The 25,253-nt window shown below is 66.9% G+C and carries 25 protein-coding genes (1 of these 25 running past the window's edge); 3 read left to right on the top strand and 22 right to left on the bottom strand.

Annotated elements, in window-relative coordinates; translation table 11 throughout:
• Nucleotides 1-1,025 carry the 5' portion of a UDP-N-acetylglucosamine 1-carboxyvinyltransferase gene (gene murA, locus H0B43_RS29250; protein WP_185724737.1) on the bottom strand. It extends 244 nt beyond the left edge of the window, so only the first 1,025 of its 1,269 coding nucleotides appear in the window; its start codon is at nucleotides 1,023-1,025; the stop codon falls past the left edge of the window.
• Between the two features lie 54 nt (nucleotides 1,026-1,079).
• Here murA and H0B43_RS29245 point away from each other — a divergent pair, with 54 nt between their 5' ends.
• The gene (locus H0B43_RS29245; RefSeq protein WP_185724738.1) at nucleotides 1,080-1,655 is read left to right on the top strand and encodes a cob(I)yrinic acid a,c-diamide adenosyltransferase; all 576 of its coding nucleotides are present in this window, start codon (nucleotides 1,080-1,082) and stop codon (nucleotides 1,653-1,655) included.
• Here H0B43_RS29245 and H0B43_RS29240 read toward each other — a convergent pair whose 3' ends face one another.
• From H0B43_RS29240 to argS, 21 genes are all read right to left on the bottom strand, one after another.
• Nucleotides 1,656-2,078 (bottom strand): DUF2550 domain-containing protein, encoded by a 423-nt coding sequence (locus H0B43_RS29240; RefSeq protein WP_185724739.1) that lies wholly within the window; start codon nucleotides 2,076-2,078, stop codon nucleotides 1,656-1,658. It abuts the gene before it with no gap.
• A 48-nt stretch (nucleotides 2,079-2,126) separates the two neighbouring features.
• Nucleotides 2,127-2,495, bottom strand: a complete 369-nt coding sequence (locus tag H0B43_RS29235) for a F0F1 ATP synthase subunit epsilon (protein ID WP_141472228.1) — start codon at nucleotides 2,493-2,495, stop codon at nucleotides 2,127-2,129.
• A 6-nt stretch (nucleotides 2,496-2,501) separates the two neighbouring features.
• Nucleotides 2,502-3,953 carry a F0F1 ATP synthase subunit beta gene (atpD, locus tag H0B43_RS29230; RefSeq protein WP_012688407.1) on the bottom strand — a complete coding sequence of 484 codons (1,452 nt, stop codon included), beginning with the start codon at nucleotides 3,951-3,953 and terminating at the stop codon, nucleotides 2,502-2,504.
• Nucleotides 3,954-3,956: 3 nt separating this feature from the next.
• Complete coding sequence (locus tag H0B43_RS29225) at nucleotides 3,957-4,937, bottom strand: F0F1 ATP synthase subunit gamma (RefSeq protein ID WP_185724740.1); 981 nt, start codon at nucleotides 4,935-4,937, stop codon at nucleotides 3,957-3,959.
• A gap of 48 nt (nucleotides 4,938-4,985) precedes the next feature.
• On the bottom strand, nucleotides 4,986-6,629 hold the full coding sequence (gene atpA / locus H0B43_RS29220) for a F0F1 ATP synthase subunit alpha (protein WP_185724741.1): 1,644 nt from the start codon (nucleotides 6,627-6,629) through the stop codon (nucleotides 4,986-4,988).
• Between the two features lie 62 nt (nucleotides 6,630-6,691).
• Nucleotides 6,692-7,519, bottom strand: a complete 828-nt coding sequence (locus tag H0B43_RS29215; RefSeq protein ID WP_185724742.1) for a F0F1 ATP synthase subunit delta — start codon at nucleotides 7,517-7,519, stop codon at nucleotides 6,692-6,694.
• A gap of 5 nt (nucleotides 7,520-7,524) precedes the next feature.
• The gene (locus H0B43_RS29210) at nucleotides 7,525-8,085 is read right to left on the bottom strand and encodes a F0F1 ATP synthase subunit B (protein WP_185724743.1); all 561 of its coding nucleotides are present in this window, start codon (nucleotides 8,083-8,085) and stop codon (nucleotides 7,525-7,527) included.
• Nucleotides 8,086-8,094: 9 nt separating this feature from the next.
• Complete coding sequence (locus H0B43_RS29205; RefSeq protein ID WP_185724744.1) at nucleotides 8,095-8,343, bottom strand: ATP synthase F0 subunit C; 249 nt, start codon at nucleotides 8,341-8,343, stop codon at nucleotides 8,095-8,097.
• Nucleotides 8,344-8,427: 84 nt separating this feature from the next.
• Nucleotides 8,428-9,213 (bottom strand): F0F1 ATP synthase subunit A, encoded by a 786-nt coding sequence (gene atpB / locus H0B43_RS29200; RefSeq protein WP_378462633.1) that lies wholly within the window; start codon nucleotides 9,211-9,213, stop codon nucleotides 8,428-8,430.
• Nucleotides 9,214-9,534: 321 nt separating this feature from the next.
• Nucleotides 9,535-10,008: a hypothetical protein gene (locus H0B43_RS29195; protein WP_185724745.1), complete on the bottom strand. Its 474-nt coding sequence runs from the start codon at nucleotides 10,006-10,008 to the stop codon at nucleotides 9,535-9,537.
• Between the two features lie 38 nt (nucleotides 10,009-10,046).
• Entirely contained in the window at nucleotides 10,047-11,228 is a 1,182-nt protein-coding gene (locus H0B43_RS29190) for a glycosyltransferase family 4 protein (RefSeq protein ID WP_185724746.1), read from the bottom strand.
• Entirely contained in the window at nucleotides 11,225-11,881 is a 657-nt protein-coding gene (locus H0B43_RS29185; RefSeq protein ID WP_185724747.1) for an L-threonylcarbamoyladenylate synthase, read from the bottom strand. The genes H0B43_RS29190 and H0B43_RS29185 overlap by 4 nt, the downstream gene beginning before the upstream one ends.
• The gene (gene prmC, locus H0B43_RS29180) at nucleotides 11,878-12,807 is read right to left on the bottom strand and encodes a peptide chain release factor N(5)-glutamine methyltransferase (protein ID WP_185724748.1); all 930 of its coding nucleotides are present in this window, start codon (nucleotides 12,805-12,807) and stop codon (nucleotides 11,878-11,880) included. Before prmC ends, H0B43_RS29185 begins: the two co-directional genes overlap by 4 nt.
• A gap of 53 nt (nucleotides 12,808-12,860) precedes the next feature.
• A complete protein-coding gene (prfA, locus tag H0B43_RS29175) occupies nucleotides 12,861-13,940 on the bottom strand; it encodes a peptide chain release factor 1 (protein ID WP_037238871.1) in 1,080 nt (359 codons plus the stop codon).
• A 92-nt stretch (nucleotides 13,941-14,032) separates the two neighbouring features.
• Entirely contained in the window at nucleotides 14,033-14,275 is a 243-nt protein-coding gene (gene rpmE / locus H0B43_RS29170) for a 50S ribosomal protein L31 (RefSeq protein WP_087558323.1), read from the bottom strand.
• Nucleotides 14,276-14,509: 234 nt separating this feature from the next.
• Nucleotides 14,510-16,594, bottom strand: a complete 2,085-nt coding sequence (gene rho, locus H0B43_RS29165; RefSeq protein WP_185724749.1) for a transcription termination factor Rho — start codon at nucleotides 16,592-16,594, stop codon at nucleotides 14,510-14,512.
• A gap of 327 nt (nucleotides 16,595-16,921) precedes the next feature.
• Nucleotides 16,922-17,866: a homoserine kinase gene (gene thrB, locus H0B43_RS29160; RefSeq protein WP_185724750.1), complete on the bottom strand. Its 945-nt coding sequence runs from the start codon at nucleotides 17,864-17,866 to the stop codon at nucleotides 16,922-16,924.
• Between the two features lie 44 nt (nucleotides 17,867-17,910).
• Entirely contained in the window at nucleotides 17,911-18,993 is a 1,083-nt protein-coding gene (thrC, locus tag H0B43_RS29155) for a threonine synthase (protein WP_072946109.1), read from the bottom strand.
• Entirely contained in the window at nucleotides 18,990-20,303 is a 1,314-nt protein-coding gene (locus H0B43_RS29150; RefSeq protein WP_185724751.1) for a homoserine dehydrogenase, read from the bottom strand. Before H0B43_RS29150 ends, thrC begins: the two co-directional genes overlap by 4 nt.
• Nucleotides 20,300-21,721 carry a diaminopimelate decarboxylase gene (gene lysA, locus H0B43_RS29145; protein WP_185724752.1) on the bottom strand — a complete coding sequence of 474 codons (1,422 nt, stop codon included), beginning with the start codon at nucleotides 21,719-21,721 and terminating at the stop codon, nucleotides 20,300-20,302. Before lysA ends, H0B43_RS29150 begins: the two co-directional genes overlap by 4 nt.
• Nucleotides 21,718-23,370 (bottom strand): arginine--tRNA ligase, encoded by a 1,653-nt coding sequence (gene argS / locus H0B43_RS29140; protein WP_185724753.1) that lies wholly within the window; start codon nucleotides 23,368-23,370, stop codon nucleotides 21,718-21,720. The genes lysA and argS overlap by 4 nt, the downstream gene beginning before the upstream one ends.
• A gap of 218 nt (nucleotides 23,371-23,588) precedes the next feature.
• On the opposite strand from argS, the gene H0B43_RS29135 reads away from it, so the two are divergent.
• The gene (locus H0B43_RS29135) at nucleotides 23,589-24,509 is read left to right on the top strand and encodes a DUF3105 domain-containing protein (RefSeq protein ID WP_185724754.1); all 921 of its coding nucleotides are present in this window, start codon (nucleotides 23,589-23,591) and stop codon (nucleotides 24,507-24,509) included.
• The gene (locus tag H0B43_RS29130) at nucleotides 24,502-25,248 is read left to right on the top strand and encodes a DUF305 domain-containing protein (protein ID WP_185724755.1); all 747 of its coding nucleotides are present in this window, start codon (nucleotides 24,502-24,504) and stop codon (nucleotides 25,246-25,248) included. The genes H0B43_RS29135 and H0B43_RS29130 overlap by 8 nt, the downstream gene beginning before the upstream one ends.
• The last annotated feature ends 5 nt before the right edge of the window (nucleotides 25,249-25,253 follow it).

The raw sequence follows: 25,253 nt of genomic DNA, 5'->3' as shown, positions 1-25,253 counted from the left end.
CCCAACCGGATCATCTCCTCGACGAAGCGGAACCGCGCCTCGAAGACGTTCTCGGTGATCATCGATGTTCCCTCCGCGACCGCGGCGAGGCCGATGGCCATCGGCTGCAGGTCGGTGGGGAATCCCGGATACGGCAGCGTCGCGAAGTTGACGGCGGTCGGCCGTGCCTCCTGGACCACCCGGAAGCCGTCGGATTCGGCCGTGACGTCGGCGCCGGCCACGCGCAGTTTGTCGAGGACCAGCCCGAGATGCTTCGGATTGACCCCGCGAACGCGCACGTCACCGCGGGTCATCGACGCCGCGATCCCCCATGTCGCTGCCACGATGCGGTCCCCGATGACGCGGTGCGTCGTCGGCTCGAGTTTGGCGACGCCCTGGATCGTCAACGTGGACGTGCCGGCGCCCCGGACCTTGGCGCCCATCTGATTCAGCATGTTGCACAGGTCGACGATCTCGGGTTCCCGGGCGGCGTTGTCGATCACTGTCTCGCCCTTGGCGAGCACGGCGGCCATCAAGATGTTCTCGGTGGCTCCTACGGACGGAAAGGCGAGCCGGATGTTCGCACCGTGCAGATCGTCTGCCTGGGCAACGACGCACCCGTGTTCGATCGTGCTGTGCGCGCCGAGCAACCGCAGCCCCGACTGGTGCATGTCGAGGGGCCGCGAGCCGATTGCATCGCCACCGGGAAGTGCCACCACGGCGCGCCTGCAGCGCGCGACCAACGGTCCCAGTACGCACACCGACGCGCGGAACTGCCGTACCGCCGCGAAATCGGCGTGATGTTTGGGCTCGGCGGGTGTAGTGATCCGGACGACGGAGTCGTCGAGGTCCACCTCGCACCCGAGGCCCCGCAGGACGTCAGCCATCAAGGGGACGTCCAGGATGTCCGGACAATTGGTGACGGTTGTCGTGCCCTCAGCCAACAGCGCCGCCGCCATCAGCTTGAGAACGCTGTTCTTCGCGCCCCCGACAGACACTTCACCTACGAGGCGGTTACCGCCGGTGACAAGGAAGCGTTCGCTCACAGAGCACAGCCTAGAGCCAGAGAGGCCGACCCCGGAGGCCGGTACCGTAACGCTATGGCCGTACACCTCACCAAGATCTATACCCGGACCGGCGACGACGGGACCACCGGACTCAGCGATTTCTCCCGTGTGTCGAAGAACGATCCGCGGCTGATTGCCTACGCCGACTGCGACGAAGCCAACGCCTCGATCGGTGTCGCGGTGGCGCTCGGTGCCCCTCCGGAGGAGATCCGGTCGATCCTGCGGCAGATCCAGAACGACCTGTTCGACGCCGGCGCCGATCTCTCGACCCCGGTGGAGATCGAACCCAAGTATCCGCCGCTGCGCATCACCGCCGAGTACGTCGATCGTCTCGAAGCGTGGTGCGACCGACTGAACGAGCGTCTGGAACCGTTGAACTCGTTCATTCTTCCCGGCGGGACCGCCCTGGGAGCGCTGCTACATGTGGCGCGGACCGTGACGCGGCGCGCCGAACGGTCGGCGTGGGCCGCCGTCGATGCGAATCCCGAGAACACCAACGCGCTGCCGGCGAAGTATCTCAACCGGCTGTCGGATCTGCTGTTCATCATGAGCAGGCTGGCGAACCCCGAGGGCGACGTGCTCTGGAAACCCGGAGCCGGCAAGGCCTGATCAGAGTCGGCGGCCGCGAACCGATCGGCCGGACGGTCGTGATTCGACCCAGGAGAGGAACGCGGTCAGCGCTCCCCCGTCCAGTGCGATCTCGTACGAATTCCCGCGGTCCTTGACCGACAGGATGATGATCTCCTCGGACATGATGTCGAATTCGGAGCCCTCCGGGCTGCGACGACCTGCGACTTCGATGCCCTGGCGCTCGATGCGCGAATCCGGGCCCGGACGCAGACTCGACAATTTGAAGAAGACGAGAGAACCCTCGCCGTAGCGGATGACGCCGTGGCGCCAGCCGGTGTCCCCCGGGGCGGGCGTCACCCGGAGGATCGCCGCGGTACCACCGCGGCGCAGTACTGCAAGCCGATACAGAAAGACCGCGACGAAGGCCGCGAGCAGCACAACCAGAATGATCAACACAGTCATTCCGATTGTCACTGTTCGTCGGCTCCGTCGCGGTCTTTCTCGAGCAGCCTAGGCGCGCTCTACGGCGCGGATCCGGCCCTTGGCGACAGCAATCGCCTCGAGGTCGTCTCCGCTCTCTTCGAGCACGGCCTTGGCCGCTTCCACATCGATGTCCTCGGCCAAGTCGGCGGACTCGGCGAGGATGGTGACTGTCTTCGCGGTCACGGACAGGAAACCGCCGTGCACAGCAGCGACGATACGCTCACCGTCGGCCGTCGTGATCGCAACCACGCCGCCCTCGACCAGCTGTCCGAGAACCGGCTCATGCCCGGGCATGACACCGATCTCGCCTTCGGTCGTCTGTGCACTGACGAGAGTCGCCGAACCAGACCACAACCGTCGCTCCACGGCGACGAGTTCCACGGTCATCTCAGCCATCGTCGACTACTTCCCGGCGATCTTCTTGGCTGCAGCCTCGACGTCGTCGAGTCCACCGCAGCTGTTGAACGCCTGCTCGGGCAGGTGATCGAACTCGCCCTTGCAGATGCGGTCGAACGCCTCGATGGTGTCGCGGAGCGGCACCACGGAGCCGGGCTCACCGGTGAACTTCTCGGCGACGATGAAGTTCTGGCCGAGGAACTTCTGCAGACGACGGGCACGGCCGACGAGCACCTTGTCCTCTTCCTGCAGCTCGTCCATACCGAGGATGGCGATGATGTCCTGCAGTTCCTTGTACTTCTGCAGGATCCGCTTGACCTCGTTGGCGACCCGGAAGTGCTCGGCACCGACGATGCCGGGCTCCAGGATGCGGGAGGTGGACGTCAGCGGGTCCACAGCGGGGTAGATACCCATCTGCGAAATCGGACGCGACAGCTCGGTGGTGGCATCGAGGTGCGCGAACGTCGTGGCCGGCGCCGGGTCGGTGTAGTCGTCGGCGGGCACGTAGATCGCCTGCAGCGAGGTGATGGAGCGGCCTCGCGTCGAGGTGATGCGCTCCTGCAGCTCACCCATCTCGTCAGCCAGGGTCGGCTGGTAACCCACGGCCGAAGGCATACGACCGAGCAGGGTCGACACCTCGGAACCGGCCTGGGTGAACCGGAAGATGTTGTCGATGAACAGCAGAACGTCCTGACCCTGGACATCGCGGAAGTACTCCGCCATGGTCAGCGCGGACAGGGCGACGCGCATACGCGTTCCCGGCGGCTCGTCCATCTGGCCGAAGACGAGGGCGGTGTCCTGGAGGACGCCCATCTCTTCCATCTCGAGGTGAAGGTCGGTGCCCTCACGGGTGCGCTCACCGACGCCTGCGAACACCGAGGTTCCGGAGAACTCGCGGGCGATACGGGTGATCATTTCCTGGATCAGAACGGTCTTGCCGACACCGGCGCCACCGAACAGACCGATCTTTCCACCCTTGACGTACGGGGTGAGGAGGTCGATGACCTTGATACCGGTCTCGAGGATCTCCGTCTTGCCCTCGAGCTGGTCGAAGGCCGGTGGCTTGCGGTGGATGCCCCACTGCTCGCCGTCGCGACCCGTGCCGGGTGCGTCGAGGCAGTCGCCCAGCGCGTTGAACACGTGGCCCTTGACGACGTCACCGACGGGAACCGAGATCGGCTTGCCCGTGTCGGACACCGAGGTGCCACGGATCAGGCCGTCGGTGGGCTGCATCGAGACGGTGCGCACCAGGTTGTCGCCGAGGTGCTGCGCGACCTCGAGGGTCAGCGTCTTGGCGACCGAGGGGAGCGTGATCTCGGCGTGCAGGGCGTTGAACAGTTCAGGAATAGCGCCACGCGGGAATTCAACGTCCACGACGGGACCGATGACCCGCACGACGCGGCCGGCGACGGACGAGTCCGAGCCTGCCCCGTTGTTTTCGGTTACTGCTGCGGTCATTGCTTAGTCACTTCCTGCGCTCGAGGCAAGCGCATTCGCGCCGCCGACGATCTCGCTGATTTCCTGGGTGATCTGGGCCTGGCGAGCCTGGTTTGCCTGACGGCTCAACGTGTTCACCAGTTCGTTTGCGTTGTCCGTCGCCGCCTTCATGGCGGTACGACGGGCAGCCGACTCCGACGCCGCAGCATCCAGCAGCGAGGAGTAGATGCGGGTGCTGACGTACTTCGGCAGCAGGGCACCGAGCAACTTGTCGGGTTCCGGCTCGAAGTTGTATCCGGCGACCGGCTCCGAGTTGCTCGACCCGTGGCCGTTCGACAGCATGTCCTCGCCGAGTTCGACGTGCTCCTCGGAAACCATCACCTCGAGGGGAGCCATGCGGCGCACCTCGGGAGACTGGGTCAGCATCGACACGAAACGGGTGTAGACGATGTGCAACTCGTCGACGCCTTCGATGGTGCCCTCGCCGTTGGGCGCGGGAACCTCGGAGCCGGATCCTGCCATGAACAGGTCGACCAGGTGCCGGCTCGCCTTGGCGGCGTCGGAGTAGCCCGGATCCTGGGAGAACCCGGTCCACGCGCCACCCAAGTCGCGGCCACGGAACGTGTAGTACCCCAGACCCTTGGATCCGAGCACGTAGATGACCGGATCCTTGCCCTCGCTGCGCAGCAGCTGGAACAGCTCCTCGGCCTCCTTGAGGACGTTGGAGTTGTATCCACCGCACATACCCCGGTCGCTGGTGACGACGAGAACGGCAGCACGCTTGGGGTCTGTGCGCTCGTTGAGGAGCGGGTGGTCCAGCGACGCGGACGCGCTCGCCAGCTCCGACAGGACCTTCGTGATCTCCTCGGCGTACGGCTTCGCCGCAGCGACCCGCGACTGTGCCTTCGTGATACGCGAAGTCGCGATCAGCTCCTGGGCCTTGGTGATCTTCTTGGTCGAGTTGACCGACTTGATGCGAGACCTCAGTTCGAGAATGCTTGCCATCGATCGATCACTCTCCCTTCATGTTTCGCAGCATCATGGGCTGGCCGCTCACTTGCTGACGGTGGTGCGCTTGACGTTGATCTGCTCGTGGCCGACCTCGCCGGCGTCGAGAGCCTCGGCCTCGGCCTCGTTCACGACCCGGCTTCCGTCGGACGCGAGGAAGGTTTCCTTGAACTTGTCGGTGGCCTCGACCAGCGCCTTGGCGTTGTCGGCATCGAGGGCCTTGCCGCCCTTGATGCTCTCGTACACGCCGGAGGCGGTGCGGTGCAGCTCGTCGAGCAGCTCGGCCTCGAAGCGGCGGACGTCGCCGACGGGCACGCTGTCGAAGACGCCTTCACCGGCGAGGTAGATCGACACGATCTGGTCCTCGACGGGGATCGGGCTGTACTGATCCTGCTTGAGCAGCTCCACCAGGCGGGCACCGCGCTCGAGCTGAGCCTTGGAGGCGGCATCCAGGTCGGAGGCGAAGGCCGAGAACGCTTCGAGCTCACGGAACTGGGCCAGCTCCAGACGCAGCGAACCGGACACCTTCTTCATGCCCTTGGTCTGCGCGGCGCCACCGACGCGGGACACCGAGATACCGACGTTGATCGCGGGGCGGACACCCTTGTTGAACAGGTCCGACTCGAGGAACACCTGACCGTCGGTGATGGAGATGACATTGGTCGGGATGTAGGCCGAGACGTCGTTGGCCTTGGTCTCGATGATCGGCAGCGCGGTCAGCGAGCCTCCACCCAGGGCGTCGGACAGCTTGGCCGAACGCTCCAGCAGGCGGGAGTGCAGGTAGAAGACGTCACCGGGGTACGCCTCGCGTCCCGGCGGGCGACGCAGCAGCAGCGAGATGGCGCGGTAGGCCTCGGCCTGCTTGGTCAGGTCGTCGAACACGACCAGGACGTGCTTGCCCTGGTACATCCAGTGCTGACCGATGGCGGAGCCGGTGTAGGGCGCGAGCCACTTGAAACCGGCGGAGTCGGAGGCCGGGGCGGCGACGATGGTGGTGTACTCCATCGCGCCCTGCTCCTCGAGGGCCGCCTTGACGCCCGCGATGGTGGAACCCTTCTGGCCGATCGCGACGTAGATGCAGCGAACCTGCTGCTTCTCGTCGCCGGTCTCCCAGTTGGCCTTCTGGTTGAGGATCGCGTCGATGCAGACGGCGGTCTTGCCCGTCTTACGGTCGCCGATGACGAGCTGACGCTGCCCGCGGCCGATCGGGGTCATCGCGTCGATGGCCTTGATGCCGGTCTGCAGCGGCTCCTCGACGGGCTGACGCTCGAGCACCGAGGCAGCCTGCAGCTCGAGGGCGCGGGTCTCGCTGCTCTCGATCTCGCCCAGGCCGTCGATCGGCTGGCCGAGCGGGTTGATGACGCGGCCGAGGAAGGCGTCGCCGACGGGAACCGACAGCACGTCGCCGGTCCGCTTGACTTCCTGGCCTTCCTGGATGTTCTCGTAATCGCCCAGGATGACGGCACCGATCTCGGTGGCATCCAAGTTGAGCGCGACGCCCAGAATTCCGCCGGGGAACTCCAGCAGTTCGTTGGCCATCGCCGAAGGCAGGCCACTGACGTGCGCGATGCCGTCGCTGGTGTCGGTCACGACACCGACCTCTTCGCGGGAGGCCTCCGGGGAGTAGCTCGCGGTGTAGTTCTCGATCGCGCTACGGATCTCGTCGGAGGAGATCGTCAGCTCCGCCATGTTTTTCCTGCTCTCGGTGTCTGGTCTTCGAAAAGATCTGGGGTATGGGGTTCGGTTGCGGACTACTTGAGGGACTTCCGCAACGCTGCGAGACGTCCCGCTCCGCTGCCGTCGATCACCTCGTCGCCCACCCGGACGACCAAGCCGCTGAGGAGTTCAGGATCGACCTCCACGTGAACCGTCACCGGCTTCCCGTAGGTACGGGTGAGGGTGGCGGTCAGCCGATCCGACTGCTCACTGGACAGCGGGGCAGCGCTGCGCACCTTGGCGACAACGGCCTTCCGCTGTGCTGCTGCCAGATTCGACAATTCGTCGAAGGCGTCCGCGGGTGCGGAGTTCTTCAACCGGCCCACTGCCTGGGTCGCCAGTGCCTCGGCGACGGCGGTGACCTTGCCGTACAACAGCTTGGACAGCAGTTCGCGCTTGCCCTTCGCCGATACGGAACGGTCGGACAGTGCCTGCTCGAGCTCCGGGTCACCGGCCACGATGCGGCCGAGACGGAAGAGTTCGTCCTCGACGGTGTCGAGCTGTTGCTGATCGGCCGCTGCCCGGAGCAGCGATTCCCGACCGAGGAGCACCAGCGAGTTGAGCAGGTCGGAGGTAGCGGACCAGTCCTGGCCCACCGCCACCTTCAGGACGGCGAGGGTCTCGGCGGAGACCTTGCTGCCGAACACCTGCTCGGCCAGACCTTCGCGAACGCTCCCGGGCGTCGAGGTGTCCGACAGGGCACTCCGAAGAGTGCGCTGTTCGTCCAGGATCTCGACGACCGAGAACAGCTCGGCCCCGATCTGGGCCGCGGCCGCTGTGGCTGCTCCGGCAGAGACGGATCCCAAGGCCGAAGACAACGCAGCACGGGTCTGCGTCAAGGCCTCACGGCTCGCTGCGTACATGGTGCTCACTTCCCTGCTGCGGAATTTGCGCCGATGGAGTCGAGCTCGTTCAGGAATCGATCGACCGTGCCTGCCCGCTTCACCTCGTCGGCGAGGGACTCACCGATGAGCTTCTCGGCGAGATCGACCGCGGTGCGGCCGAGATCGGCGCGCAGTTCGGTGACGATCTGCTGACGCTGCGCAACCAGCTGGTTGTGGCCGGCGGCCACGATGCGGTCGCTTTCTTCCTGAGCCTGTGCCTTCATTTCGGCAATGATCTGCTGCCCCTGGGTGCGCGCATCCTCACGGATCTGCGCAGCCTCGGTGCGAGCCTCGGCGAGCTGGGCGCGGTACTGCTCGAGCGCCGCCTTCGCCTCGGCTTGGGCCTCTTCGGCCCGCTTGATGCCGCCGTCGATCTGCTCGGTTCGCTCGGCAAGGACCTTCTGGAACATGGGAAGGACGTACTTCCAGAAGACGAAACCAACGATGACCAGGCAGACGATCGACCAAACGATGTCATACGTCGCGGGGAGGAGAGGGTTGTGGCTCTCTTCCTCTGCCGCGAGCAATGCGATGTTGGCTGCCATGTGACGGTCTTAGAAAATGAAGCCGGCGACGAGGCCGATCAGCGCGAGGGCTTCGGTGAAGGCGATACCGAGGAACATCGTGGTACGAACCTGTCCGGCCATCTCGGGCTGGCGGACCATACCCTCGATCGCCTTACCGACAACGATGCCCACGCCGATGCCGGGGCCGATCGCGGCGAGGCCGTAGCCGATGGCTCCGTAGCCCTTCGCCGTGGTGGTGGTCTCGACCGCTCCCTGTGCGAGGTACGCGAGGCTCATGGTGTTCCGTTCCCTTTCTGTTGACCTCCGCCGGATTCGGCGGGAGGCTCAGTTCTGGTGTAGCTGGTCGTGAAACTTGTGGTGCTAGTGCGAATCCGCGTGCAGCGCCAGATCGATGTACACCGACGTGAGCAGCGCGAAGACGTAGGCCTGCAGGAAGATCACCAGCAGTTCGAAGAAGGTGAATGCGATGCCGGCGGCAAGCGAGGCCACACCGAACACTGCCTGGAAGCCACCTGAGATGAAGAAGAAGTACTGGGTGGCGCTGAAGAACAGCACCAGCAGGATGTGGCCGGCCAGCATGTTGGCCATGAGACGAACCATGAGCGTGAACGGCCGGAGGACGAACGTCGAGATGAACTCGATCGGCACGAGCAGGAAGTGCAGCGGAAGCGGAACACCCGGGACCACGATGCTGCTCTTCACATACTTGAAGAAGCCGTACTTCTTGATGCCGACGTAGTTGAACACGATGTACGCGAGGGCGGCGAGCACGAGAGGCATGCCGATACGCGCGTTCGGCGAGATGTTGATGAAGGGAATGATGCTGCCGAGGTTGCTGGCGAGCACCAGGAAGAAGATGGTGGTGATGACCGGCAGGAAGCGCTTGCCCTGCTCCTTGCCGAGAATCTCTTCCGCGATGTTGATCCGGACGAAGTCGAGCGCGATCTCGCCGATGTTCTGGACGCCGCGGGGAATGAGCTTCGGGCTGCGCATCGCGATGACGAAGAAGAGCATCATCAGTGCGGACAGCAGGATGCGAACCAGCATCAGGCGGTCGAGTTCGAACGGAGTCCCTTCGAACAGGACCGCGGGCGGGAAGAAGTCGTTCAGGGAAGGCGCGTGGAATTCTTCCGCGGCCACGTTGATGACGCTCAGCGTTCTCTCCCGTAGTCGGTCCGCAGCCTTCGTTGACTGCGGTTCGATCGGACATTGACGATCAAACAAGTCGACAAGCGCGACTCGCGTATTCGTCAGCTGCTGTGGACTGTTCGAGTCCAGCGTCTGTCGGTGTCGGCGACTCTCGTCGACTCGGCGGCCCTGGAAGTGCGGCCACCTACAAGCATGCAATACCGGCGAGTAACTGACTCGCCCTCTCATTGCTCTCGCTTGACCCAGACCTTAGCAAGTCATCTACGACGTTGTGTAGACGGGGTCCGAGTCGATTCAATTTTACTACATCTCGTAGTACTACTTATCGTCCGAATCCGGCGAGCCGGGATCGTTCGAGGGCGTCGGCTCGACGTACGGGGCCTTGACTCCCAGCACCCCGAACGTCTCCGCTCCCAGCACGATCACCAGCGACAGCACCATGACCAGCACCAACGCAGTCTTGTCGTAGAAGTCGAGCGGCTTGAGGATCGCCAGGACCGTGATCGCGAGGATCATCTTCAACAACCACGTACCGAGCAGTACCGCTCCCGCCGTCAGGGCCGGAAGCTTCGCGGTGAAGAGCACACCCAGTGCGGTACACAGGATGAACCCTCCCCCGACGGCCGCTCCCAGCAGCGCGCCGTAGAGACCGGGCTTACCCGCGACGAGATACGCGACGATCGAGCCGACCACCGCCAGCACGATCAGACCGAGAACTCCGTAGCGGACGGCAGCCCGCAACGACGCGGTGTGATCGGGGACGGAGGCAGGGGTGAACGTCACGGTCGCCAAGGGTAGTGGATCGTCATCGGTCCATCGCAACCCTCCGGTCAGCCCCGACGGTCGTGCTGCTGTCCGCGGATCGACGGGACAGCCGTGACGACCAGGGCGAACACGAGGCCTCCCGCCACCAGGAGCACCACGACACGACGATCGAACAGCGCCGATCCGACCGCGCCGAACGCCAGGACACCGACCCACAGGTAGATGAGCAGCACGACACGGCGGTGCGAGTGGCCGATCTGCAGGAGTCGGTGATGAAGATGCATCTTGTCGGGACTGAACGGGCTCACCCCCGCGCGAGTACGCCGGACGACGGCCAGCAGCAGGTCGAGGATCGGAATGAACATGACGGCGCCGACGAGGAGCAGCGGAGACAGCAGACCGAGCAGGTCGCGTGTGCCGTACGCGGTGAGCGGGATGCGTCCGGACGCGCTGGTGGAGATGGCCGCGAGCATCAGCCCGATCAGCATCGAACCGGAGTCACCCATGAAGATCTTGGCGGGCTGGAAGTTGTGCGGCAGGAATCCGAGGCACGCACCTGCCAGCGCCGCCGCGATCAGCGCGGGGGGATAGGCGCTCACGTCGCCGCCCTGATCGTGCAGAAGTCCGACCGAGAAGACGCAAATGGCGAGCGAGGAGATCAGGCCGAGGCCGGCTGCGAGACCGTCGAGGCCGTCGACGAAGTTCATGGCGTTCACCATCACGACCGCAACACCCACGGTGACGAGACCGGCCTGGAGCTGATCGAGGATGACGGTGCTGCCGTCGCCGAACGGCATGTAGATGATGAACCAGCTCACCCCCATCACGACGAGGATGCCCGCTGCGGTGACCTGGCCGACGAACTTGGTGAGCGCGTCCAGGCCCCATCGGTCGTCGACCACCCCCACCAGCACGATCACGAACCCGGAGACCACTGCCGCGGGAATGTCGGAGGTGAACTCGAATCCCCTGGTGAGCGCCGGAAGCTGTTGCGCGAACAACAACGCGACCAGCATGCCGAGGTACATCCCGACACCGCCGAGCCGGGGCGTGGGCGTGACGTGGACGTCGCGGTCCCGCGGCACCGCGACCGCCCCGAATCTGAGCGCGAACAGGCGCACCGCACCGGTGGCCAGGTAGGTCACCACCGCCGCGGTGAACAGCACGAGCAGGAGTTCGCGCAGCGGGACACCCGCGCCGCCGCCTGCTTGAGCCAGCGCCACGCCGGCCGATTCGGCAGCAATCACTGGGCGGACAGGCTCTCCGCCGTCACTCCGAGCACGTCGGCGACGTCGCCGGTGGGCACCGCGCCCGCACGCAGGATCCGAGGAGCCGCGCCGGTGAGGTCGACGATCGTCGAGGCCTGGCCCTGCTCCGCCCGGCCGCCGTCGAGGTACACGCTCGCGGATCCGCCGAGTTGCTCGCGCGCTTCCTCGACCGTCGTGGCGGGCGGGCGCCCGGAGACATTCGCGCTGGATACCGCAAGCGGTCCGACGTCGCGCAGCAGTTCGAGCGCGACAGGGTGCAGCGGCATCCGCAGCATCACCGTCCCGCGGGTGTCGCCGAGATCCCAGGCCAGCGAAGGTGCTTGTTCCACAACGAGACTCAGGCCACCGGGCCAGAACGCGCGGATAAGGTCACGTGCCTGCGGGCGGACGCTGTACACGAGGCCGTCGATCGTGTTCCACGAGCCGACGAGCACCGGAACCGGCATGTCACGGCCGCGCCCCTTGGCACGCAGCAGAGCGGCGACGGCCTCGCTGTCGAACGCGTCCGCGCCGATTCCGTACAGCGTGTCGGTGGGGAGAACGACAAGCCGTCCGGCCTTCAGTGCATTCTTGGCCGCACTCATTCCGGCGGAGCGGGAATCAGGGAGGCCACAGTCGTAAACGGTACTCACCCGCCCATCCTTTCACCCTCGCCGACGGTGCCTGCACGCTGCGCCTCGATATCGGTGGCGATGCGCCGGGCGACGACGAAGCGCGGCTTGCCTGCGAGGTCGGGGTGCTCGGCCACCTCACCGAACACGCGGCGGGATGCGAACAGGGCCGCCACATCGGACCCGTTGGTGTCGTCGTGTTCGATTCCGACCGCTCCCCCGATCCGCAGCCAGCGCGCGACGTTCGAGATCATCGGCTTGATCACGGACAGCCCGTCCGGTCCGGCGAACAGTGCGCTGTGCGGATCGTGATCGGCCACCTCCGGCTCGAGTTCGACACCTTCCGGGATGTACGGCGGGTTCGACACGATCAGGTCGACGCCGCCCTCGAGCCCGGCCAGCAGCGTGCGGTCGGTGACGTCGCCCTGGTACAACCGGATCGGCGTGTCGCCGGCCTGTTCGCGGGCGTCGGCGTTGCGGCGGGCCCACGCGAGGGCATGCGGTTCGAGTTCGACCGCATGGACGACAGCGTCGGGGCGGGCATTGGCGATTGCGAGCGCCAGCGCACCCGACCCGGTACACAGGTCGAGAACGACCGGCGGGTGCTGATCGCAACTTCCGAGGAACGCCAGTGCCCACCCGAGCAGCAGTTCCGTCTCGGGACGGGGCACGAAAACCCCGGGGCCGACCTCGATGTCGATGTCGCCCATCGCGGCGGTACCGAGGATGTACTGCAACGGAATCCGCTTGGCGCGCTGGTCGACCATTTTTTTGTAGGCGTCGATCACCGACTCGTCGACGAGGGGGACCAGACCGAGCCGGGTGCGCTCGACCCCCAGCAGGTGTGCTGCGAGCAATTCGGCATCCGCACGGGAGCTGCGCACCCCGGCCTCGTCGAGTTGCGCGGTTGCGTCGATCAGGGCCAGGCGAAGAGGAAGGCGACTCACAGGTACAGAGTGCCACGCGGCCCGGCGGCCGGTGCGCAGTCCCGGGTCGGCGGCTACTCCGCGGCGAGCCTCGCCTCGCGGTCCGACTTGCCCAACGCGTCGAGCAGGGCGTCGAGTTCGCCGTCCAGGACGGCATCGAGGTTGTGGGACTTGAAACCGATCCGGTGATCGGTGATCCGGTTCTCCGGGAAGTTGTAGGTGCGGATGCGCTCGGAGCGGTCGACGGTGCGCACCTGGCTCTGTCGTCCGGCCGACGCCTCGGCATCCGCCGCCTCCTCGGCTGCGGCCTGCAGGCGGGCTGCGAGGACCTGCATGGCGCGGGCCTTGTTCTGCAGCTGCGAGCGTTCGTTCTGACAGGTCACGACGATGCCGGTGGGCAGATGTGTGATGCGGACCGCGGAGTCGGTGGTGTTGACACCCTGACCGCCCTTACCCGAGGAGCGGTAGACGTCGATGCGCAGATCGGTCTCGTCGATCTGCACCTCCTCCACCTCCTCCGGCTCGGGGTAGATGAGGACACCGGCCGCGGACGTGTGGACGCGTCCCTGCGATTCCGTGACGGGCACCCGCTGCACGCGGTGGACGCCGCCCTCGAACTTCAGTCGCGCCCAGACCCCGTCACGCACATCGCCCTTCGACTTGATCGACAGCGTCGCATCCTTGTATCCACCGAGGTCGGACACGGTCGCGTCGAGGATCTCGACGCGCCATCCGTGACGCTCGGCGTAGCGCACATACATCCGGGCCAGGTCGGACGCGAACAGTGCGGATTCCTCGCCGCCCTCCCCCGACTTCACCTCGAGCACCACGTCGTCACCGTCGTGGGGATCGCGGGGTGCGAGCAGATCGGTGAGGGTCTTGTCGAGCTCCAGGACCTGCGCCTCGAGGTCGGGCACCTCGGCGGCGAAGCTGGAGTCGTCGGCGGCGAGTTCGCGGGCCGCGTCGAGATCGTCCTGCGCCGACTTCAGCTTGGTGTACGTCGCCATGATGGGCGCGAGCTCGGCGAATCGCTTGCCCGCCTTGCGGGCCGCGGAAGCGTCGTTGTGCAGGGCCGGGTCCGCCAACTGCTGCTCCAGGCCGGCGTGTTCGGCCAGGATGTCGTCGATGGCCGAAGGCTGGGTGGTCCCTGCCATGATTCGCTCCGCTCTGCGTTCTTTTCGGGAATGGGCACAAAAAAGCCGACGCCCGGCCTGCAATTATCGCAGGACGGGCGTCGGCGGAACAGCTAGGACTCGGCAGATTCCTTGGCTGCGCCCTTGCCGGCGCGCTTGCCGTAGCGAGCCTCGAAGCGGGCGACACGTCCACCGGTGTCGAGGATCTTCTGCTTGCCGGTGTAGAACGGGTGGCACTGCGAGCAGACCTCGACGTTGATACGCCCGGACTCCTTGGTGCTGTGGGTCTCGAAAGTGTTTCCGCAACCACAGACCACGGTGGTGGCCACGTAATTGGGGTGAATACCTGACTTCATGGTGTCCCTTTCAATGGTCGCCGGGTCGCCTTCGCCGTTCGAAGACGTGAACCGGAACCGGACTCAGCCGCTCAGTATGCCAGATCGCGTGTTCGCGATCCCAATCGGCATTTCTGCTTGCGGTGTGGTCAACGCGGGCGGTCCGCGTTTTGTTCCACGGCAGTTCTCGGGGGATTTCCCGGGAAGGCAACGGGGCCCGGCGACCGTGGTCGCCGGGCCCCGTTCCGGGTCGAATCAGTCGTCGATCGCGCCCGGAGCAGTCTTCGAGACCTGCATGAGGAATTCGAGGTTGCTCTTGCTCTTCTTGAGCCGGTCGATCAGCAGATCGATGGCCTGGTGCGAATCGAGACCCGACAGCACGCGGCGGAGCTTGTGCAGTACCGCGGCCTCGTCCGGGCTGAGCAGCAGCTCGTCCTTACGGGTACCCGACGGGTTCACGTCCACGGCCGGGAACACGCGCCGCTCCGCGATCTTGCGGTCGAGCTTGAGTTCGGCGTTACCGGTGCCCTTGAACTCCTCGAAGATCACGGTGTCGCCGGTGGAACCGGTCTCGACCATGGCCGTCGCGATGATCGTGAGCGAACCGCCGTTCTCGATGTTGCGCGCCGCACCGAGGAACCGCTTGGGCGGGTAGAGCGCGGTCGAGTCGACACCACCGGACAGGATGCGTCCCGACGCCGGCGACGAGTTGTTGTACGCGCGGCCGAGGCGCGTGATCGAGTCGAGGAGGACGACGACGTCCTTACCCGCCTCCACCAGCCGCTTCGCACGCTCGATGGCGAGCTCGGCGACCGAGGTGTGATCTCCCGGCGGGCGGTCGAAGGTCGAGGAGATGACCTCGCCCTTCACCGACCGCTGCATGTCGGTGACCTCTTCGGGACGCTCGTCGACGAGGACGACCATGAGGTAGCACTCGGGGTTGTTCGTCGCGATCGCGTTGGCGATGGCCTGCAGAACGCTGGTCTTACCGGCCTTCGGCGGGCTCACGATCAGCGCGCGCTGGCCCTTGCCGATCGGCATCACCAGGTCGATTACACGCGTGGTCAGGATGTTCGGCGTCGTCTCCAGGCGCAGCCGCTGATTCGGGTACAGCGGGGTGAGCTTGCCGAACTCGGGGCGCTTCTTGGCCGCTTCCACGTCGCCACCGTTGACGGTGTCGATGCGGACCAGCGGATTGAACTTCTGCCGCTGGTTGCCCTGGTCACCCTCACGTCCCACCCGGACGGCGCCGGTGATGGCGTCGCCGCGGCGGAGACCGTTCTTGCGGATCAGGTTCATCGACACGTACACGTCGTTCGGTCCGGCCAGGTAGCCGGAGGTCCGCACGAACGCGTAGTTGTCGAGGACGTCCAGGATGCCCGCGACCGGCTGCAGGACGTCGTCCTCGCGGATCTCGGTCTCGCGGGCGTCACCGCCGCCACCCTCGCCACGGTCACGTCCACGTCGGCGCTCGCGGAAGCGGCGTCCGCGGCGTCCGCGACCGCCTTCCTCGTCGTCACCGGGACGGTTGTCGTTGTTCCGGGGGCCGTTGCCGCCCTGGCCGCGCTCACCGCGGTTGTCGCCGCGATCACCACGGTCACCACGGTCGCCGCGGTCACCACGGTCGCCGCGGTCACCACGGTTGTCGCGGTCGCCGCCGCGCTCGCGTCGAGTGCGGTCGCCGCCCTGTTCGCCGGCGCCGTCCTGCTGCTTGGCAGGCTTTTCGGCGGAATCCTGGCGGTCTTCGGCCTGCTTGCGCTCGGTCTGCTGCGTGTCGGTGGCCGTCGCCGAGGCAGTGTCCTCGGCGTTGCCGCCCTGGTCACCCTGCTCGGGTGCGCCTGCACGACGCGCAGATCCGCGGCGCTGACGCCCACGGCGCCCGCCCTCTGCGGTGTCGGCGTCGGCGGCTGCGCCGTCGGCCGTCGCGGTCTCGGTCGTCTTGGGCTCGGCGGCCTTCTCGGTGGTCTCCGGCCGCGGAGTCACTTCGAGTTCGGTCTGCGCCGACTGTTCGCGCTTCGCGCGCGTTGCCCGGGTGCGGGGAGCGGCTTCGGTCGCGGTGGCAGCCGGGGCCGCGGAGCCGCCCTGACGCTCCTTGATCGCGGCGATCAGGTCGCCCTTGCGCATCCCCGAGATGCCCTTGATGCCCAGCTCACCAGCGAGAGTGCGGAGCTCGGTGAGCACCATTCCGGACAGCCCGGCACCCCGGCGCGCCTCGGCGCGCTTGGTGGAGGCCGTCACTGCGCCGGTCGATGACGCCTGTGAAGAGTCGCCTGCCTGCGCGCCAACGGTATCCACCGAGGAGGCGCGCACAGGTGCGGCGATGAGGTCCGTATCGGTCACGGAGGTCCTTTCCTTCCCTCACTCGCGCTGCGCTGAGTCGAGGGTTCGTCCCGTAATCCGGTGTCGATACCGAATTCGGATGTGCCGTACGTAGTTGCATGTGAAGAACTGCCGGCTTGCCCGCCATCACATCACCTTTGAAACAGGCGCGTACTCGCAATCCCTACACGACAGAAAGTGCGGAGGATCGTGCCAGGAGCCGTCAACCCCGATTGACCTGGAGTAATTGCCCTGGTGAAGCACCGGCGTCTGATGCGCACGATGTACGGACAATGCCCAGGATAGCTGTGAACGCCCGTAGGGGCAAGGAGACGCCCCTACGGCGTGTCAGCTGGTCCGGACGCCGTCCGCAACGGCCAGTTCGAGCACCTGCAACCCCTCTGCCTCCGCCTGCGCTCGGAGCTCCACGGGGAAAGGGTCCGTGGTCAATGCGAGCACTGTCGGTCCCGCTCCCGAGACGGTGGCGGCGATCCCCGCCTTCCGGAGGATGGCGATCCATCGCGTCGTCAGCGGAAGAGCGGGAGCGCGCTGCGTCTGGTGCAGCCGGTCCTCGGTGGCCGCCATCAGAAGGTCGGGACGCTCTGTGAGCGCCACCACAGCGAGGGCGCCTCGGCTGACGTTGAACGCGGCGTCCCGATGGGGAACGGTCTCCGGCAACAGACCCCGCGTGTGAGCGGTCGACGAGCGCTCCCCCGGCACCAGTGCGACGACGCGGATCGAGGGGTGCACCGTCAGCGCGACGGCCGAGTAGATGTCGGTGGCAGCCGTGGTTCCGTCGGCCTGCTCGCCGGCACAGCTCCACGACACCACGGCGCCGCCGAGCACGCTCGCCGAGGCGTTGTCGGGGTGACCCTCGAATTCCGACGACAGCTGGACCAGCTGATCGAGCGACAGCGCCAGTTCCGGGTCGAGCTTGGTCGCCAGCCCGTTGGCGGCCGCCAGACCCCCGACGACGGCGGACGCGGAGGAACCCAGACCGCGCGAATGGGGTATCGCATTGCGGCACACCACATCCAGGCCCTCGGCCCACACCCCGGCCGATTCCAGGCCGCGTTCGATCGCCCGGACCACGAGGTGGGACGGACCCCACGGCACGTCGTCGGCACCTTCGCCCTCGACCCGGATCTTCAGCCCCGAACCCGTGGTGGTCACGGTGATCTCGTCGTACAGACCGAGCGCGATGCCCAGCGTGTCGAATCCCGGGCCGAGGTTGGCGCTCGACGCAGGGACGCGAGCGGTCACGGCGAGGCCCGTGGGGAGGGTCTGTGTCATATCAGCGGTCTGGTCCTGCGGCGTGGTGGGCGTGGGCGCCACCACTACGCCAGCTCGAGGGCCGAGGCGACAGCGACAGGGTCGACCGGAATCGGTTGGACCTCAGGCATGCCCGCCAGGGCCGTGTCCGGGTCCTTCAGGCCGTTGCCGGTGACCGTGCAGACGACGGTCAACCCGGAGTCCAGCCAGCCCTCCTTGCGCGCGGCGAGCAGACCCGCGACGCTCGCCGCGGACGCGGGCTCGACGAACACGCCTTCGGTCCTGGCGATCAGGCGGTACGCCTCGAGGATCTCGTCGTCGGTGGCGGCCCGGAATGCGCCGTGCGACTCTTCCTTGGCGGTCACGGCGCCGTTCCACGATGCCGGCGAGCCGATGCGGATCGCGGTGGCGATCGTCTCCGGGTCCTTCACCGGTGCGCCGTGGACGAGCGGTGCGGCGCCCGCGGCCTGCACGCCGAGCATGCGGGGCTTCACGCTGGTGAGGCCGTCCGCGTAGTACTCGGAATACCCGCGCCAGTACGCGGTGATGTTGCCGGCGTTGCCGACCGGGAGCGCGTGCACGTCGGGGGCCTTGCCCAGCGCGTCGCAGATCTCGAACGCCGCGGTCTTCTGACCCTCGATGCGGACCGGGTTGACCGAGTTCACGAGCCCGATCGTGGGGAACTCCGCGGTGGTCTTGCGGGCCAGTTCGAGGCAGTCGTCGAAGTTACCCTGCACCTGGATGATCCGCGCGCCGTGCATGACGGCCTGCGCGAGCTTGCCCATCGCGATCTTGCCCTGCGGCACCAGCACGGCGCAGGTCATCTTCGCCTTGGCGGCGTACGCGGCGGCGGAGGCGGAGGTGTTGCCGGTGGAGGCGCACAGGACGGCCTGCTGGCCGCGGGCCAGCGCGTCGGTGACGGCCATCGTCATGCCGCGGTCCTTGAACGAACCGGTCGGGTTGAGCCCCTCGACCTTCAGGTAGACGTCGCACCCGGTGATCTCCGACAGGTGCCCGGCCGGCAGCAGCGGGGTGCCGCCCTCGCGCAGGGTGACCGTCTTCCAGTTCGGTCCGATGGCGAGACGGTCGCGGTAAGCCTCGATCAGCCCCGGCCAGGGGGTGTGAACGGGGTTACGGGTGCCGGTCATTGTTCGGTGCCTTCCAGTCGCAGCACGCTGGTCACAGCGGTGACGAATTCGAGTTTGCTCAGTGCCTCAACGGTTTCCGACAGCGCGGAATCCGTCGCGACGTGGGTCACGACGACGAGGCGGGCACCGTCGCCGGCGCCCTCCTGCCGGACGGTGGAGATGCTGACGCCGTGCTGCGAAAACTCGGCAGCCACCGCGGACAGCACACCGGCCTTGTCCGCCACCTGCATGTTGACGTAGTAGCGCGTGGGGATGTCACCGATCGGCGCGACCTTCAACTTGGCGTACTTGGACTCGCGGGGTCCGCGGCCGCCGTTGACCTTGTTCCGCGCGGCCATCACCAGGTCGCCCATCACGGCCGACGCGGTGGGGGCGCCGCCCGCGCCCTGGCCGTAGAACATGAGTCGCCCGGCGTTCTCGGCCTCGACGACGACGGCGTTGAACGCGCCGTTCACCGATGCCAGCGGGTGCTCGAGCGGCACGAGCGCCGGGTAGACCCGCGCGGAGATCCGTTCCTTGCCCTCGGGCGTGGTGATCCGCTCGCAGATGGACAGCAACTTGATCGTGCAGTCGAGTGCGCGCGCCGACGTCAGGTCGGCGGCGGTGATCTTGGAGATGCCCTCGCGGTACACGTCCGCGGCGGTGACCCGGGTGTGGAAGGCGATCGACGCGAGGATCGCTGCCTTCGCCGCGGCGTCGTAGCCCTCCACGTCGGCGGTCGGATCGGCCTCTGCGTAGCCCAGACGACCGGCCTCGGCGAGCGTGGCGGCGTAATCCGCCCCGGTCTCGTCCATCGCCGACAGGATGAAGTTGGTGGTCCCGTTCACGATTCCGGCGACCTTGTTCACCCGGTCACCGGCGAGCGACTGGGTGAGCGGGCGGATCACGGGGATCGCACCGGCCACGGCGGCCTCGAAGTAGAGGTCGACGTTGTGCAGTTCGGCGGCTTCGGCCAGTTCACCGGTGTGATCGGCGAGCAGCGCCTTGTTGGCGGTGACGACGGACTTGCCGGAATTGAGCGCCGAGAGAATCAGCTTGCGGGGCAGATCCATGCCGCCGATGACCTCGACGACGAGGTCGACGTCGTCGCGGGCCACGAGGGACTCCGCGTCGGTGGTCTGCAACTCCTCGGGAATTCCGCGGTCCTTGCCGGGGCGGCGGACGGCCACACCCCTCAGTTCCAGCGGGGCACCGACGCGAGCCTCGAGGTCTTCGCTGTGCTCCCGCAGGATGCGCACCACCTCGCTCCCGACGTTGCCGAGGCCGAGGACGGCCACACCGATAGCGCGATGCGCCGATTCGCTCGTCACTCTTGTACCTCCAAGCTCAACAGGTCTTCCACGGTTTCCCTCCGGAGGATCACGCGCGACTGTCCGTCGCGCACCGCCACCACGGCAGGGCGGGCGAGCAGGTTGTACCTGCTCGACATCGAATAGCAGTATGCACCGGTGGCCGCGACGGCAAGCAAATCGCCGGCGTCGATGTCCTCGGGCATCCAGGTATCGCGGATCACGACGTCACCCGACTCGCAGTGCTTGCCGACGACGCGGGACACCACCGGTTCGGCCTCGCTGACCCGGGAGACCAGCTTCGCCTCGTACTCGGCCTGGTACAGCGCGGTGCGGATATTGTCGCTCATGCCGCCGTCGACGCTGACGTACCGACGGGTGAGGTTGCTGCCGACGGTGACGTCCTTGATGGTGCCGACCTCGTACAGCGTCACCGTTCCGGGTCCGGCGATCGCGCGCCCGGGTTCGACGGCCAGCGTCGGCTCGGGCAGTCCTGCGAGTGCCGACTCGTTGCGCACGATGTCGCCGAGTTTAGCGGCGAGCTGATCGACGGGCGGCGGGTCGTCGGTGGGGACGTAGGAGATTCCCATGCCGCCACCGAGGTCGATGATCGAGATCTGCGCGGTCTTGTCCACACCGAACTCCGCGACCACGTCCCGGAGGAGCCCGATCACGCGGTGCGCGGCGACCTCGAAGCCGTCGACGTCGAAGATCTGCGAGCCGATGTGGCTGTGCAGACCCACCAGTCGCAGGTTGTCGGCGGCGAACACCCGCCGGACCGCGTCGATCGCCTTACCGCCCGCGAGCGAGAACCCGAACTTCTGGTCCTCGTGTGCGGTGGAGATGAATTCGTGGGTGTGCGCCTCGACGCCGACGGTCACGCGGATCAGGACGTCCTGCACCACACCGGCTTCGGCGGCCACTTTGTCGAGGCGGTCGATCTCCATGGCCGAGTCGAGCACCACGTGCCCGACCCCGGCGGCGACGGCGGCCCTCAGCTCGGCCACCGATTTGTTGTTGCCGTGCATGGCAATTCGCTCCGCCGGGAATCCGGCATGCAGAGCGACCGCCAATTCACCGCCCGACGCGATGTCCAGCGACAGGCCCTCGTCGGCCACCCAGCGGGCGATCTCGCCGCACAGAAAAGCCTTGGAGGCGTAGTGCACCTTGGCCGTCGGCCCGAATGCACGGGCCATGTCACGGCAGCGCGACCGGAAATCGTCCTCGTCGACGACGAACAGTGGAGTGCCGTACTTCTCGGCGAGTTCGGTGACCGGGATGCCTGCCAGACTCACGACTCCGTCGGCGCCGCGGCGGGCGTTGCGGGGCCACACTTCGGGCGACAGGGCGGCGAAAGCGGCAGCGTCGGCGGGACGTTCGGGCAGCCCGGGTGCGTGCACCTGCTCGGCGTGCTTGGGACCTGCGGGGTGCGCGTTCACATCTGCTCCGGTGCGCTGACGCCGAGCAGTGCGAGACCGTTCGCCAGCACCTGGCGGGACGCGTCGCACAGCGCCAGTCGCGCGACGTGCAGCGGACCGACCTCCTCGTCCCCCTGGGGCAGGATCCGGCAGGCTCCGTAGAACCGGTGGTAGGCACCGGCCAGCTCCTCCAGATACCGCGCGATACGGTGCGGCTCACGCAGATTCGCGGCGCTTGTGACGACGCGCGGGTACTCGCCGAGGGTGCGGATGAGGTCACCCTCCTGCTCCGAGACCAGCAGCGCGAAATCGGGATCCGCGACGGCGATGCCGAGGTCCCGGGCGTTGCGGGCGATGGCCGACAGCCGGGCGTGCGCGTACTGCACGTAGTACACCGGGTTCTCGTTGCCGGTGCTCGTCCACAGTTCGAGGTCGATGTCGATGCTCGAATCCACCGACGACCGGATCATCGCGTACCGAGACGCGTCGACGCCGATCGCCTCGACCAGATCGTCGAGGGTGATGACGGTTCCGGCCCGCTTGCTCATCTTCACGGCCACGCCGTCGCGGACCAGGTTCACCATCTGGCCGATGAGCACCTCGACGGTGTCGGGGTCGTCGCCGAACGCGGCCGCGGCCGCCTTGAGCCGGCCGATGTACCCGTGGTGGTCCGCGCCGAGCATGTAGATGCACAGGTCGAAGCCGCGGGAGCGCTTGTCCTGGAAATAGGCGATGTCACCGGCGATGTACGCCGCATTGCCGTCGCTCTTGATGACGACACGGTCCTTGTCGTCGCCGAAATCGGTGCTCTTGAGCCACCACGCGCCGTCCTCCGGGAAGAGGTTGCCGGAGTCCTTCAGCGTCTCGACGGCCTTCTCCACGGCGCCCGACTCGAACAGCGAGTTCTCGTGGAAGTAGACGTCGAAGTCGACGCCGAACTCGTGCAGGGTCCGCTTGATGTGGGCGAACATCAGGTCGACGCCGATGGACCGGAACACTTCCTGCTGCTCGTCGGCGGGCAGGTCCAGCGCGTCCGGGCGCTGCTGCTGCACCTGGGCGGCGATGTCGGCGATGTAGGCGCCCGCGTATCCGTCCTCGGGGGCGGGCTCGCCCTTGGCGGCCGCGATCAGGGAGCGGGAGAACCTGTCGATCTGCGCGCCGTGGTCGTTGAAGTAGTACTCGCGGGTGACCGCCGCGCCCTGGGTGGAGAGAATCCGGCCGAGCGCATCCCCGACGGCCGCCCAGCGCGTTCCCCCGAGGTGGATGGGTCCGGTCGGGTTGGCGGACACGAACTCGAGGTTGATCTTCTTGCCGTCGAGCGTGTGGCCCGACCCGAATGCGGCGCCCTCCGCGAGGATCTTCGCGACGATCGCACCCTGCGCGTCGGCGGCGAGGCGGATGTTGAGGAAGCCGGGGCCCGCAATATCGGCGGAATCGATGCCGTCGGCCGCGGTCAGGGCCTCGGCGAGCCAGGTGGCGAGCTCCCGCGGGTTGGTACCGACCTTCTTGGCCACCTGCATCGCCACATTGGTGGCGTAGTCGCCGTGCTCAGAGTTGCGCGGACGCTCGACCGTGAGAGTTTCGGGGAGCACGGACACGTCGAGTCCGCGTTCGGCGAGTACTTTCGCGGCGGTTCCGCGGAGCAGTTCGGCAAGGTCAGCTGGAGTCACAGGTATCTATCCTATGGCCAACGCGTCCCGATCGGTGATCCGCCTTGCCGCGAGTACCGCGGACGGCGTCGCGACCGCCGGCAAGAGTGGCCGCGGCCACTCTCCCAGGTTGCCCTCAGGGTGGGAAAGTACAGTGGGGTCGCCCTGAGTCCCGGCCCTCAGCTTCCGGTTGCCGGGGGTCGAGCGCCCGTAACCCACACACCGAAAGATCACAATCGATGCCAAGCGGTTCGGAAAGTCGCGGTCCCGATAAGAACTCGGGCGCGAAGTCGGCGAAGGCCATCAAGGCTGCCAAGAAGAAGAGCGGCGGCGTGAAAGCCAAGGGCGGCGCGTCCGCTCCCCGGAACATCCCGTGGCTGACGATCGGCGCCGGAGCGGCCGTTCTCGCACTCGTGGCTGTCCTCGCGATCAACCTGATCCCCAAATATCAGGCCAAGGAAGAGGCCGCGAAGTACGCGCCGAGCGCCGAGAATCCCGACCCGTCGGTCAACATCGACGGCGTCGTCAAGGTCGACTACCCGGCCGGCATCCACATCCAGCCGACGCAACGCGTCGCATACGACCAGTCGCCCCCGTTCGGCGGACCGCACGACGCGATCTGGGCGACGTGCACCGGAACGGTCTACCCGAACGCGATCCGCACCGAGAACGCCGTCCACTCGCTCGAGCACGGCGCCGTGTGGATCGCCTACAACCCGGACGAGGTGTCCGGCGACCAGGTGGACACGCTGAAGAACAAGGTGGACGGCCAAACGTACACGCTGATGTCGCCGTACCCGGGCCTCGACAGCCCCGTCTCCGTGCAGTCCTGGGGCCATCAGCTGAAGGTGGACAGCGTGGACGACCCGCGCATCGATCAGTTCATCACGGCGCTGCGGATCAACAAGAACACCTACCCCGAGGTCGGCGCGAGCTGCTCGTCCATCCCGGGTTCGGGATTCGACCCCGACAACCCGCCGCCGTTCGACCCGTCCACGCCGGGCGCGGACGCGGTTCCGATGAACGGTGGCGGAATCAACCCCGACCAGTCGGAATCGGGCGGCGCGGGCGCGCAGCTGCCGAGCGGGATGCAGCTCCCGAGCGACCTGCAGCTGCCGTCCGATCTGCAGCAGGCGCCGGCCGAGGGCGGCAATGGTTAGTTCTGCCGATCCCCGGCACGAGCCCGACGCCGACGCTGAGGCCGACAACGAAGCCGATCCTGCCCCGGCCCGGCCCGGTCAGCGCACCGCGCTCCTGGTCATCGGGTTGATCGGTGCCATCGCCCTCGGATTCGCGCTCGGGTTCTTCGCCCGGCTTCCGCTGGGGGACACCGGCACCGCGGTACCCGAGGCGGGTTCCGTCGACGTCGGATTTTCTCAGGACATGAGCGTGCACCACAGCCAGGCGGTGGAGATGTCGGCGATCGCACTGACGAACGCCACCGACCCGGCAGTCCGGAGCCTCGCGTACGACATCCTCACCACGCAGCAGAACCAGCTCGGGCAGATGCAGGGCTGGCTCACACTGTGGGATCAGCCGGCGCTGCCGTCGGGCGGTTACATGGGCTGGATGGAGTCCGAGCATTCGGACGGGCACGACCACGGGTCCACCGAGAGCGCGCACATGGGTTCGATGACGAAGATGCCGGGCATGGCGTCGTCGGAGGACATGGCGGCGCTGCGTCAGGCCACCGGCCCCGCCGTCGACGTCCTGTACCTCCAGCTGATGCTGCGACACCACCAGGGCGGGCTTCCGATGATGGAGTACGCCGCGCAGCATGCGTCGGAAGACGCGGTCCGCGGCCTCGCGCAGACGATGGTCGACACGCAGCAGAGCGAGGCGACGGTGATGACGAACATGCTCACCGCGAAGGGTGCGGCGCCCCTCCCGATGAACTGACCGGC

The organism is Rhodococcus sp. 4CII, from assembly GCF_014256275.1.
In the GTDB taxonomy this organism is placed as follows: domain Bacteria; phylum Actinomycetota; class Actinomycetes; order Mycobacteriales; family Mycobacteriaceae; genus Rhodococcus_F; species Rhodococcus_F wratislaviensis_A.
This window is presented reverse-complemented; position numbering and strand designations above follow the sequence as displayed.

Bases quoted from the DNA above. Each gene is read 5' to 3' on its own strand.
- H0B43_RS29205 (WP_185724744.1), bottom strand. From the start codon at position 8,343: ATGAGCCTCGCGTACCTCGCACAGGGAGCGGTCGAGACCACCACCACG.
- H0B43_RS29245 (WP_185724738.1), top strand. From the start codon at position 1,080: ATGGCCGTACACCTCACCAAGATCTATACCCGGACCGGCGACGACGGG.
- H0B43_RS29215 (WP_185724742.1), bottom strand. From the start codon at position 7,519: ATGTACGCAGCGAGCCGTGAGGCCTTGACGCAGACCCGTGCTGCGTTG.
- thrC (WP_072946109.1), bottom strand. From the start codon at position 18,993: ATGACCGGCACCCGTAACCCCGTTCACACCCCCTGGCCGGGGCTGATC.
- atpD (WP_012688407.1), bottom strand. From the start codon at position 3,953: ATGACCGCAGCAGTAACCGAAAACAACGGGGCAGGCTCGGACTCGTCC.
- prfA (WP_037238871.1), bottom strand. From the start codon at position 13,940: ATGGCAGGGACCACCCAGCCTTCGGCCATCGACGACATCCTGGCCGAA.
- H0B43_RS29240 (WP_185724739.1), bottom strand. From the start codon at position 2,078: ATGACTGTGTTGATCATTCTGGTTGTGCTGCTCGCGGCCTTCGTCGCG.
- atpA (WP_185724741.1), bottom strand. From the start codon at position 6,629: ATGGCGGAGCTGACGATCTCCTCCGACGAGATCCGTAGCGCGATCGAG.
- H0B43_RS29135 (WP_185724754.1), top strand. From the start codon at position 23,589: ATGCCAAGCGGTTCGGAAAGTCGCGGTCCCGATAAGAACTCGGGCGCG.
- H0B43_RS29225 (WP_185724740.1), bottom strand. From the start codon at position 4,937: ATGGCAAGCATTCTCGAACTGAGGTCTCGCATCAAGTCGGTCAACTCG.
- H0B43_RS29210 (WP_185724743.1), bottom strand. From the start codon at position 8,085: ATGGCAGCCAACATCGCATTGCTCGCGGCAGAGGAAGAGAGCCACAAC.
- H0B43_RS29235 (WP_141472228.1), bottom strand. From the start codon at position 2,495: ATGGCTGAGATGACCGTGGAACTCGTCGCCGTGGAGCGACGGTTGTGG.
- rpmE (WP_087558323.1), bottom strand. From the start codon at position 14,275: ATGAAGTCAGGTATTCACCCCAATTACGTGGCCACCACCGTGGTCTGT.
- H0B43_RS29130 (WP_185724755.1), top strand. From the start codon at position 24,502: ATGGTTAGTTCTGCCGATCCCCGGCACGAGCCCGACGCCGACGCTGAG.
- thrB (WP_185724750.1), bottom strand. From the start codon at position 17,866: ATGACACAGACCCTCCCCACGGGCCTCGCCGTGACCGCTCGCGTCCCT.